Annotated in this window: 7 protein-coding genes; all 7 read left to right on the top strand. The window is 73.7% G+C overall.

Going from position 1 to position 11,816, the window contains the following annotated elements:
• Nucleotides 1-958, top strand: a 958-nt coding sequence (locus NP777_RS40795) for a type VII secretion protein (protein WP_256655236.1), incomplete at its 5' end; no start/stop codon positions are given.
• Nucleotides 955-4,974: a type VII secretion protein EccCa gene (gene eccCa / locus NP777_RS40790; RefSeq protein WP_256655235.1), complete on the top strand. Its 4,020-nt coding sequence runs from the start codon at nucleotides 955-957 to the stop codon at nucleotides 4,972-4,974. The genes NP777_RS40795 and eccCa, both read left to right, overlap by 4 nt.
• Nucleotides 4,971-6,386 carry a DUF6177 family protein gene (locus tag NP777_RS40785; protein ID WP_256655234.1) on the top strand — a complete coding sequence of 472 codons (1,416 nt, stop codon included), beginning with the start codon at nucleotides 4,971-4,973 and terminating at the stop codon, nucleotides 6,384-6,386. Before eccCa ends, NP777_RS40785 begins: the two co-directional genes overlap by 4 nt.
• A gap of 187 nt (nucleotides 6,387-6,573) precedes the next feature.
• The gene (locus tag NP777_RS40780) at nucleotides 6,574-7,755 is read left to right on the top strand and encodes an ROK family transcriptional regulator (protein WP_256655233.1); all 1,182 of its coding nucleotides are present in this window, start codon (nucleotides 6,574-6,576) and stop codon (nucleotides 7,753-7,755) included.
• A gap of 389 nt (nucleotides 7,756-8,144) precedes the next feature.
• Nucleotides 8,145-9,674, top strand: coding sequence for a sugar ABC transporter ATP-binding protein (locus tag NP777_RS40775; RefSeq protein ID WP_256655232.1), 1,530 nt, complete (start codon nucleotides 8,145-8,147; stop codon nucleotides 9,672-9,674).
• A 125-nt stretch (nucleotides 9,675-9,799) separates the two neighbouring features.
• Complete coding sequence (locus NP777_RS40770) at nucleotides 9,800-10,747, top strand: ABC transporter permease (protein ID WP_256655237.1); 948 nt, start codon at nucleotides 9,800-9,802, stop codon at nucleotides 10,745-10,747.
• Nucleotides 10,744-11,802 carry a substrate-binding domain-containing protein gene (locus NP777_RS40765; protein WP_256655231.1) on the top strand — a complete coding sequence of 353 codons (1,059 nt, stop codon included), beginning with the start codon at nucleotides 10,744-10,746 and terminating at the stop codon, nucleotides 11,800-11,802. Before NP777_RS40770 ends, NP777_RS40765 begins: the two co-directional genes overlap by 4 nt.
• Nucleotides 11,803-11,816: the final 14 nt, after the last annotated feature.

Below are 11,816 nucleotides of genomic sequence, written 5' to 3'. Positions count from 1 at the left end.
CCAACACCTGCCCGCTCCCACCCCCGTGCCGCCCGTCGACCCCCGGCTCGCCCTCGCCCAGGGCAGGCTCCGCAGTGGGGACCCGGTCACCCGCCGCGCCGGGCGGACCCTGCGGCGGCTGGTCGCCGCGTCTGCCTCGCGTGAGGTGGAGGAGGCCACCGAGGTCGCACGGGCGCTGCAGCAACCGGTCACCACCGGGCGGCAGATCGCGGTGAGCAGCATCCGGGGCGGCGCGGGCAAGACCACCGTCGCGGCGCTGCTCAACCTCACCTTCGCGCACTACCGCCAGGACCCGGTCCTCGCCGTGGAGGCCGACCCGGCGCTGGGCAGTCTGCCCATCCGGCTCGGCGCCGAGTCGGTCCGCTGGACATGCGCGGACGTGGCCCAAGTCGTGTCCCCCTCGATGCAGTTCGCGGAGGTCACCGGCTATCTGGTCCAGCTGCCCGAGGGCGGCTGGCTGCTGCCCGGCAGCCAGGGCCGCATCGGCACTCCGCTGGACATCCGGGCCTACCGCACCGTGACCATGGCGCTGCGCCGCTACTTCGGTGTCACCGTCGTCGACTGCGAGACGCTGCCGGGGGAGCTGGCGCGCACGGCCCTGGACACCGTGCAGGCCAGGGTGCTGGTGGCGCCCGCCACCCTGGAGGGCGTGGCGAGCACCCGCACCGTCCTGGACTGGATGGCGGCGGTGCCGCGGCCCATGCTGCCCGGCACGGTGGTCGCCCTCACCGAGTCCTCGCCCGACACCGCGCTCGACCTGGACGTGGCCCGCGCCCACCTCGCCGAGAGCGGGGTCGAGGTGATGGCCATCCCGTACGACCGTCATCTGGCCGCGGGCGGCGCCATCCGCACCGGGCTGCTCGCCCACAGCACCCGGCTGGCCGCGGGCCGCCTGGCCGCCGCGCTCCTGGACCGCGCCGTGCGCGACAGGGGAGGACACAGGGGAGGACGGCGATGACAACCCACCTGGTGCACCGGCCCGCCCGGACCACCCGACCGCTGCCCGAGCCCGAGCCGCGCACCATCGAGGCCCCGCCCAACCTGCCCGAGGGCAAGGCGGCGGGGGCCGCCATGTCGCTGCTGCCGATCGCCGGGGTGATGAGTTCGGTCGTCATGATGACCGTGCTGCGCAGCGGCCAGTTCGCGGCCATCGGCGCCCTCGTCCTCGTGGTCACTGTCGTCGGCGCCCTGGTGCTGCTGTTCTCCCAGCGCGGCCGCGCGCAGCGCACCCGCCGTCGGCAGCGCGAGCGGTATCTGGAGTATCTGGAGGAGCTGCGCGAGGAGCTGGGCGCCGAGGAGCGGGCCTGGCGCGCCACCGCGCGGGTGCTCGACCCGCCGCCGCGGGCGCTGTACGACGTGGTGCGCGACCCGGCCCGGCTGTGGGAGCGGCGCCGCACCGACCCGGACTTCCTGCGGGTGCGGATCGGGACCGGCGAGATGCCGCTGCGGCCGCTGACCGTGGCCCGCCAGTCGGGCAGTGTGCTCACCCCGCCCGACCCGTTCATGCTCAACGAGGCGGGCGCCCTGGTCGGGCGCTACGCACTGGTCACCGATCTGCCGCTGACCGTGCCGCTGGACCGCGTGGGCAACGTCAGCGTGGTGGGGGAGCGGGACGCGGTGCTGCGGGTGGTGCGGGCGCTGCTCGTCCAGACCGCCGCCACCCACGCCCCCGACGACGTGGCCCTGGCGCTCGCCGCCCCCGGCGACCGGGTCGAGCGGGACTGGGCCTGGCTCAAGTGGCTGCCGCACCTGCTGGACGCCGAGGAGCGCGACGGGCCGGTCGCCGCCCGCCGGATCGCCCCCGACCTGCCCCAGCTCGCCCGGCTGCTGGGCCGCGACCTCCGGCAGCGCGCCGCCTACGCGGCCGAGGTGCGGCGCGGCCTGTCCGGGGCCGACGCGCTCGGGCTCAGCGGCCGGCTGCTCGTCATCAGCGATGACCACGGCGAGGAGGCACGGGAGCTGCCGCGCCCCGACGAGGCCGTGGCCCACCGCGAGATGGGCGTCACCGTGCTCCACCTGGTCGCCGAGCGGGTACAGGAGCCGGGCGAGGTGGCGATCCGCATCACCGTCGGCGAGGACGAGGTGGTCGTGGAGGACCTGCGCGGCGGGCAGCCGACGGGCGCCCACGGCACCGTGGACGACGTCACCGCCGCCGGGGCCGAGGGGCTGGTCCGGATGCTGGCCCCGCTGCGGCTGTCGGCCGAATCGCTCGTGGACGCCCCGCTGTCCGGACCCGTCGACTTCCCCCGGCTGCTGGGCATCGACGACCCCGGCGCCCTGGACCTGGCCCGTGCCTGGGCACCCCGTGGCGAGCGCTCCTTCCTGCGGGTGCCCATCGGCGTCAACGACGCCCACGAGCCGGTGCTGCTCGACCTGAAGGAGTCCGCCGAACTGGGCATGGGCCCGCACGGGCTGTGCGTCGGCGCCACCGGCTCCGGCAAGAGCGAGCTGCTGCGCACCCTCGTCCTGGCCCTGGTGGCCGGCCATCCGCCACAGGACCTGGCGCTGGTGCTGGTCGACTACAAGGGCGGCGCGACCTTCGCCCCGTTCGACGGGCTGCCGCACGTGGCCGGCGTCATCACCAACCTGGAGAACCAGGCCGGGCTCGTGGAGCGGGTGCACACCAGCCTCGCGGGCGAGGTCAAGCGCCGTCAGCAGGTGCTCAAGGACGCGGGCGACGTCGCCGACATCTCGGGTTACGCGGCGGTGCGCGAGACGACGAGCCCCGACCTGGAGCCGCTGCCGCATCTCTTCGTGGTGATCGACGAGTTCGGCGAACTCATCACCGCCAAGCCCGACTTCATCGATCTGTTCCTGTCCATCGGCCGCATCGGCCGCAGCATCGGCGTCCATCTGCTGCTGTCCAGCCAGCGCATCGAGGGCGGCAAGCTCAAGGGCCTGGACACCTACCTCTCCTACCGGCTGGGCCTGCGCACCTTCTCCGCCGACGAGAGCCGCACCGTCCTGGACACCACCGACGCCTTCCATCTGCCGCCGCTGCCCGGCTTCGGCTACCTCAAGGTGGACACCACGGCGTACGAGCGGTTCAAGGCCGGGTACGTCTCCGGTCCGTACCGGGGCCCTGCGCCGCGCACCGTGGAGGACACCGGGCCCGCCATCCACCCGTACCCCGCGTACAACACGCTCGCCGGGCCGGAGGGCGCCGCCTCCGCCGAGGACGACGCGCCCGGCGCGGGCAAGCGCACCCGGGACCCCGGGCCGACCGCGATGTCCGTGATGGTCGACCGGATCAGGGGCGCCGCCGACCCGGTGCGCCGCATCTGGCTGCCGCCGCTGCCCGCCGCGCTCGCGCTGGACGCCGCGGCGGGGCCGGTGGAGGTCGACGCGGCCCGCGGCATGCAGTTCGCCCGGCGCCCGGGGACGATGCGGGTGCCGCTGGGGCTGCTGGACGACCCGGGGCGGCAGTGGCAGGGGCAGTGGGTCCTCGACCTCACCCTCGCCGGCGGCCACGCCGCCGTGATCGGCGGCCCGCAGTCCGGCAAGACCACGCTGCTGCGCGCCCTCGCGCTCTCCCTCGCCCTCACCCACACCCCGCGTGAGGTCGGGATCTACGGTCTCGACCTGGTCGGCGGCGGTCTGCAGGCGCTCGCCGCGCTGCCGCACGTCGGCGGCGTCGCCGGGCGGGCCGACCGGGAGCGGGCCACCCGCACGGTCGAGGAGGTGCGCGGCATGCTGGACGCCCGCGAGGAACTCTTCCGCGAGCACGGCATCGACTCGATGGAGCGGCTGCGCGCCCTGCGCGCCGCCGGCTCCCTGCCCGAGTTGGCGTCCACCGACATCGTGCTGCTCATCGATGGGTTCGGGGCGCTGCGCGACGACTTCGAGGCCCTGGACGACGCCGTGGGCGACCTGCTCAAGCGCGGCGGCGGGTACGGCATCCACGTCGTGGCCGCGATGCTGCGCTGGAACGACGTGCGCATCGGCCACCAGTCCACCTTCGGCACCCATATCGAGCTGCGGCTGAACGACCCGGGCGACAGCAGCGTCGACCGCAGGCTCGCCGAAACCCTCACCCCCGACGACGCCGGGCGCGCCCTGACCGACCGCAAGCTGTTCGCGCAGACCGCGCTCCCGCGCCTGGACGGCCATGCCTCCACCGCCGATCTGGGCGCGGCCGTCGAGCAGACGGCCCGGTCCATCGGCGCGGCCTGGCCCGGGGAGACGGCGCAGCGGGTGCGGGTGCTGCCCGCGCGGCTGCCCGCCCGGTCGCTGCCGTCGGCCACGTCCCAGCCGCGCCGGGTGCCGATCGGGGTCGACCAGACCGCGCTCGCGCCGGTGCTGCTCGACCTGTTCGACCGTGACCAGCACCTGCTGATCCTCGGGGACAACGAGTGCGGCAAGACCAATCTGCTGCGGCTGATCGCCGACGGCCTGGCCGCGCGGTACTCCGGCGAGGAGCTGGTCTTCGGCATCATGGATCCGCGGCGCGGGCTGCGCGAGGTGGTGCCCGAGGCGTACCAGGGCGGCTATGCGTACAACGCCCGGATCTGCGAGGGGCTCGCCGCGGGCATCGCGGGCGAGCTGGCCAAGCGCATGCCGGACGAGACCACCGGGACCCCGCCGCCCTCGGCGGGCCCGGTGTACGACGGGCCTCGCATCGTCATCCTCGTCGACGACTACGACATCCTCACCACCGCGGGCCAGCAGCCGCTTCAGCCCTTCCTGCCGTATGTGCCGCACGCGCCCGACATCGGGCTGCACTTCGTGGTCGCCCGGCGGGTGGCGGGCAGCTCCCGGGCCCTGTACGAGCCGTTCCTGATGACCTTGCGGGAGAGCGGCACATCGGCCCTGGTGATGGCGGGCGACCGGATGGAGGGCCAGCTGTTCCCGGGCGTGTACGCGTCCGCGCAGCCGGCCGGGCGCGGGCTGCTGGTCCGGCGCGGTGAGCCCGACCGCCTGGTCCAGACGGGATGGGTGGAGCAGGAGCGGCGCCCGGAGGAGGACGGCCGATGACCAAGGACGTGATCGCCCTCACCGAGCGGATGCCCGACGTCTGGAGCCTCGTCGCCGGGCTGTCCGCCGGGGGGCCCGACCTCGACGTGCGCTCGGCCGGCGAGGGCGCGGTGATCCAGCTGTGCGACGAGGCGGGCCGCCCGCTGGTGTCCGTGGAGGCGCCGCTGCTGGTGCGGGTCGCGGGCGAGGCGGCGCGGCTGCTGGGCCCCGAGGCCGGGGACACCGGCGTGCCCGTGTGGTGGACCGAGGCCAGGGCCGCCACCGGAGTGGAGCGCGCCGAGCTGCTGGCGGCGTCCTTCGCATGGCGTCTCGCCCGGCTGTGCGGCGGCTCGGTCTGGCCGCCGGCCGCGGCGGCGGACGCCGAGGCCGCACGGTCCGGCGCCGGTGCCGCCTCCGTCGCCCCGGCCGCGGCCCAGCCCGCCGTCGACGTGCTCACCGAGCGTACGGCGGTGGTGCTCCAGGACAGACCCGTGGTGGCCATGACGGCCTGGCTCTCGGACGCGATACGGGCCGCGGCCGCGAGCGACCGCGCTGTCCAGATCGTGACCCCCGCGACCTCCCGGCTCAGCCTTCCCACGCGCCTGTCACTCACCGGGCTGCCGTCCCGCTGGGTGGTGCGCGACGACGAGGGCGGCGGCTATTACGACGGGCTGTCCGGCGCCCTGCTGCGCTGGTATGACGGGGGGTTCACCCCGGTCGAGGCGGAACCGGAGCGCACTCCGGTGGCCCGCGCCTTCCTCGAGGGCGCCGAGGACACCGGGGAGCGCCAACTCGCCCTGTCCTTCCGCACCGTGCAGCCGGCCGAGGAGCGGCTCGTCCTCGGTGGGCCCCTCGAGGCGGCCTGGACCGCCGTCACCGGTGGTCCGCCCGAGGGCTGGAGCACCGCCGAGCCCGTCAATCTGCCCTGGTCGTGCGAGGCGCTGACGGCCCTCGCCCGCGACCGCGCCCCGGAGAGCACCTGGGTGGTCGCGGTGGGCCGTGCCGACCGGCCCGCGATCGCCACGCTGCGCGTGGCGCGGACCGCCCGGGGCGTCGAACAGGACGTGACGCTGGCCTTCGGCTACGGCCCCGGCGAGAAGCCGCCGCTGGACGCCCTGCCCGACCTCGCGGCCACGCTGGTGACCGAGCACCGGCTCCAGTCGCTGCTGGTCCAACTGCGGGCCGCCCGCCGCGACCTGAGCCTGCCCGCCCGCGTCGAACCGCCCGCCGTCCCGGTCGGCTTCGCGCTCGGAGCCGACGAGACGCAGGACGTCGGCCTCACCTTCGCCCGGCGCACACCGCTGCCCGCCCGGCCCGTGCCGCTGGGGCCCGTGGCCCGCCCAGGCTTCTACTATCCGCTCGGCGACGGGAGTTCACCCTCGAGCTGGGCGCTGTTCGAGCAGCTCATGCGCCATCTGAGGCAGCCGGGCTGAAGCGCCGCCGAGCACCCGAGGGGCACTCGAGGCGCACTCGTGCGAGCCTCACTTTGTCCTGAGACAGGAGAAAGTCGGAGCCAATTGCGGCGCAAGTTCTTCCCACTCCCGACAACCGCTGCTACGTTCCCCGTGAAAGCCCGGACACGTGGATGCCGATGACGGCGGGAGGGGCAGCGTGAGGCGCATGACGGCACGACCGGCGAACGCGCATCAGGCGCGGTTGCTTCGCCTGCTGCGCGACGGTGGCCCCAACTCCCGTGCCCAGCTGGGCGATGAGATCGACCTGTCGCGTTCGAAGCTGGCCGTGGAGATCGACCGGCTGCTGGAGACCGGACTGGTGGTGGCGGACGGGCTGGCGGCCTCGCGGGGCGGCCGGCGTTCGCACAACATCCGGCTCGCACCCGGGCTGCGGCTGCTCGGCGTGGACATCGGCGCCACCTCCGTGGACGTCGCCGTGACCAATGCCGAACTGGAGATTCTCGGCCACCTCAACCAGCCCATGGATGTGCGCGAGGGGCCCGTCGCGGTCTTCGAGCAGGTGCTGGACATGGCCGCGAAGCTCCGGGCGTCCGGGGTGGCCGAGGGGTTCGACGGGGCGGGCATCGGAGTGCCCGGCCCGGTGCGGTTCCCCGAGGGCGTGCCCGTGGCGCCGCCGATCATGCCGGGATGGGACGGCTTCCCCGTACGGGAGGCGCTCAGCCAGGAGCTCGGCTGCCCGGTCATGGTCGACAACGATGTGAACCTCATGGCGATGGGGGAGCAGCACGCCGGAGTCGCCCGATCCGTCAAGGACTTCCTCTGCGTGAAGATCGGCACCGGTATCGGCTGCGGGATCGTCGTCGGCGGTGAGGTCTACCGCGGGACGACGGGCAGCGCGGGCGATATCGGCCACATCCAGGCCGAACCCGACGGCCGCCCCTGCGCCTGCGGCAACCACGGCTGTCTGGAGGCGTACTTCGGCGGCGCGGCGCTGGCCCGCGACGCCGAGGACGCCGCCCGCGACGGCCGGTCCGCCGAACTCGCCGCCCGCCTGGAGGAAGTGGGCAGCCTCGCCGCCACGGACGTCGCCGCGGCGGCCTCGGCGGGCGACGCGACCGCGCTCGACCTCATCAGGGAGGGCGGCACCCGTACGGGCCAGGTCATCGCCGGGCTCGTCAGCTTCTTCAATCCCGGTCTGGTGGTCATCGGCGGCGGTGTCACCGGGCTCGGCCATACTCTGCTCGCCGCCATACGGACCCAGGTCTACCGCCAGTCCCTGCCCCTGGCCACCGGCAACCTCCCCATCGTGCTGGGCGAACTCGGCCCGGCCGCCGGGGTCACCGGCGCGGCCCGCCTGATCAGCGACCACCTCTTCTCACCGGCATGACCGCCTGATGGCCACAACCGCGTGACCGAATGACCGCCTGACCCCGTCCGGCCCCGGCCGGGTCGTACCTCGGCACAGCGCAACAGCAGCACGGCATCCGCACCCACCGCACGGCACCGCCCCACCCCTCGGCGTACGCCACGCCGAGGCACGAGCCGCACCACCGAGCCGCACACCACCCGGCACCAGACCTCACACCGGGCCGCGCCGCCACCCCGTCGCGCCCCGCCACCCCACCACCACATCACCGCCCCGCCGCGCCCCCGCACGCCCAAGCGGCCCGCACGCCCAGCCCCCGCACGCCCAAGTGACCCGCACCGCATCGAGCGACCCGCACCCGCATCCGAGCGGCCGCACCGCATCGAGCGATCCCGCCGAGGAGGCCCGCCATGGCACCGGCACCACCCGACCCGCGCCCACTCCTCACCATGTCCGCGATCACCAAGTCCTTCCCCGGCGTACGGGCCCTGGACGGCGTCGACCTCGATGTCGAAGCGGGCGAAGTGCACTGTCTGCTCGGCCAGAACGGCGCGGGCAAGTCCACCCTCATCAAGGTGGTCGCCGGGGCGCATCAGCCCGACAGCGGCGAGATCCGCTGGCGCGGCGAACCGGTCACCCTCAAATCGCCCATCGCCGCCATGCGCCTCGGCATCGCCACCATCTACCAGGAACTCGACCTGGTGGAGGGGCTGTCCGTCGCCGAGAACGTCTTCCTCGGCCATGAGATGGCCAGCGGCGGTTTCGTCCGCTCCCGCGCGGCCCGCACCGCCACCGCCGCCCTCCTCACCCGGCTCGGGCACCCCGAGATCGACCCGGGGCGGCTGGTGGGGGACCTGTCCGCGGCCGGGCAGCAGATCGTCTCGATGGCCCGCGCGCTCTCCCACGACGTCCGGCTGATCGTGATGGACGAGCCGTCCGCGGCCCTCGACCCCGACGAGGTGGACAACCTCTTCCGCATCGTCGGCGATCTCACCGCCGCCGGGGTCGCCGTCGTGTACATCTCGCACCGGCTGGAGGAGATCCGCCGGATCGGCGACCGCGTCACCGTGCTCAAGGACGGCCGCGCCGCGGCCCGTGGGCTGCCCGCGCGCACCACCCCGACCCGCGAGGTCGTGGCGCTGATGACGGGCCGGGACGTGGAGTACGCGTTCCCGCGCCGCACCACCGCGCCTCCGGTCGCCACCGCCGCGCCCCTGCTGCGGCTGGAGAACCTCGGCCGGGCGGGGGAGTTCGAGCCGATCGACCTCGAGGTGGCGCCCGGCGAGATCGTCGGGCTCGCCGGGCTGGTCGGCTCCGGGCGGTCCGAGATCCTGGAGACCGTCTACGGCGCCCGCCGCCCCACCTCGGGCCGGGTCCTGGTGGACGGCCGCCCGCTGCGCCCCGGCAGCGTGACCGCCGCCGTGCGCGCCGGGCTCGGTCTCGCCCCCGAGGAGCGCAAGGCGCAGGCGCTGCTGATGCTGGAGTCCGTCACCCGCAATGTCTCGGTCTCCTCGCTGACCCGCTTCTCCCGCGCCGGATGGGTGGACCGCGGCGCGGAGCGGGCGGCGGCCCGCCGCTGCGTCCGCGATCTGTCGCTGCACCCCGACGACCCGGAACGGCCGGTGCGCACCCTGTCCGGCGGCAATCAGCAGAAGGCCGTACTGGCCCGCTGGCTGCTGCGCGGCTGCCGGGTGCTGCTGCTGGACGAGCCGACGCGCGGGGTGGACGTCGGCGCCCGCGCGGAGCTGTACGCCGTGATCCGCCGACTCGCCGACGACGGCATGGCTGTCCTCCTCGTCTCCAGCGAACTGCCCGAAGTCCTGGGCCTCGCCGACCGGGTGCTGGTACTCCGCGAGGGCCGCGTCGTCCATACGGCGCCCGCGCGGGAGCTGGACGAGCACCGCGTCCTCGATCTCGTCATGGAAGGGAGCCCGTCGTGAATTCATCCGGGAGCAGGCCGGCGTCCCCGCCTCCGGCCGACCCCGCCCCGGTACCGGGCGCGGGCGCCACGCTGACGGCCGGTCCGGTCGGCAAACCGCCGGCCGGCCGTACCGACACCGATCCGCTGAGCAGGCTGCGGCGCCTTGCCGACCTGCGCAACCTCTCCCTCGTCGGGGTGCTGGCGGTGCTGATCGCCGTCGGCGGCTTCACCAAGCCCGATGAGTTCCTCAGCACCGACAACCTCCAACTCGTGCTCACCCAGGCGTCCGTCATCGGCGTTGTCACCGTCGGCGTGACCTTCGTCATCACCAGCGGAGGCATCGATCTGTCGGTGGGCGCGATGGTCGCGCTGGCCTCGGTGTGGGCCACCACGGTCGCCACCCAGGACTACGGGCTCGGCGGCATCCTGCTGTGCGCGGTCCTGGTGGGGCTCGGCTGCGGACTGGTCAACGGGGTGCTCATCGCGTACGGCGGGATGGTCCCGTTCATCGCCACCCTCGCGATGCTCGCCTCCGCCCGCGGTCTGGCCCTGCAGATCAGCGACGGCAAGACCCAGGTCGTCACCGTCAACCAGGTCCTGGACCTCGGCCTCCCGGACGCCTATGTGCTCGGCATACCGCCGCTGGTGATCATCTTCGCCGCCGTCACCGTGCTGGGCTGGCTGGTGCTCAACCGCACCACCTTCGGCCGGCGCACGATCGCCATCGGCGGCAACGCGGAGGCGGCCCGGCTCGCGGGCATCGACGTCAAACGGCAGCGGCTGCTGCTGTATCTGCTCTCCGGGCTGTGCTGCGGTGTCGCCGCCTTCATGCTGGTCGTCCTCACCGGCTCGGGCCAGAACACCAACGGCAACCTCTACGAACTCGACGCCATCGCCGCCGCGATCATCGGCGGCACGCTGCTCAGCGGCGGCCGCGGCACCATCACCGGCTCCGTCCTCGGCGTCCTCGTCTTCACCACCATCACCAATCTGTTCGCCCTGAACAACCTTCAGAGCGATGTCCAGCAGATCGCCAAGGGCGCGATCATCGTCGCCGCCGTCCTGGTACAGAAGGGTCGTTCGACGTCATGAGGTATGCCAAGAGCTCCTCCTCCGCCACCAGTCGCAGAAACCTCCTGCTGGGCACCGCCGCGGCGGGCGCGCTGTTCGCCGCCGGGTGCACCAGCAACGAGAACAACGACGACGGCGACAACGCCAAGCAGGCCGCGAACACGGCCGATGACAAGCCCGGTAAGGCGGTCACCATCGGCTTCGCCGGGCCCCAGGCCGACCACGGCTGGCTCAACGCCATCAACGAGCAGGCCAAGCGGCGCGCCAAGGAGTACAAGGACGTCACCCTGGAGGCCACCGAGGGCTCGAACGACACCGCCCAGCAGATCGGCCAGATCGAGACCCTCATCAACAAGAAGGTCGACGTCCTGGTCATCCTGCCCGCCGACGGCAAGGCGCTCACCCAGGTCGGGCTGAAGGCCATGCGGGCGGGCATCCCGGTGGTCAATCTCGACCGGGTCTTCGCCTCCCCGCAGGCGTACCGCTGCTGGATCGGCGGCGACAACTACGGCATGGGCCTCAACGCCGGGCGCTACATCGGCGAGCAGCTCAAGGGCAAGAAGAACGCCAAGGTGATCGAGCTGGCCGGGATCGACAACCTGGAGCTGACCCGGCAGCGCACCGAGGGCTTCAACGACGCCCTGAAGAACTACCCCAACATCAAGAAGGTCGGCCGCCAGGCCGCGGAGTTCACGGTCGAGTCGGGTCAGGCGAAGATGGCCCAACTGCTCCAGGCCCACTCCGACTTCGACGCCCTGTGGAACCACGACGACGACCAGGGCGTGGGCGCCGAGCGCGCCATCAAGCAGGCCGGGCGGGATGACTTCCTCATGGTCGGCGGCGCGGGCGCCAAGCGCGCCATGGACGCCATCAAGGCCGACAACAGCGTGCTGAAGGCCACCGTGCTCTACCCGCCCACCATGGCGGCCTCCGCCATCGACCTCGCCCGCGCGCTCGGCCAGGGCAAGGGCGTAGGCGGGCTCGCGGAGCTGGAGATCCCGGCCTCCCTCACCCTCTACTCCGCCGTCGTCACCAAGGACAACGTGGACGAATACCTCCCCACGGGATTCAGCTGAGCCCGATTGAGGGC

The organism is Streptomyces rugosispiralis, from assembly GCF_024505145.1.
GTDB classification, from domain to species: domain Bacteria; phylum Actinomycetota; class Actinomycetes; order Streptomycetales; family Streptomycetaceae; genus Streptomyces; species Streptomyces rugosispiralis.
The sequence above is the reverse complement of the archived record's forward strand: the minus strand, read 5'-3'. Positions and strand labels throughout refer to the sequence as shown.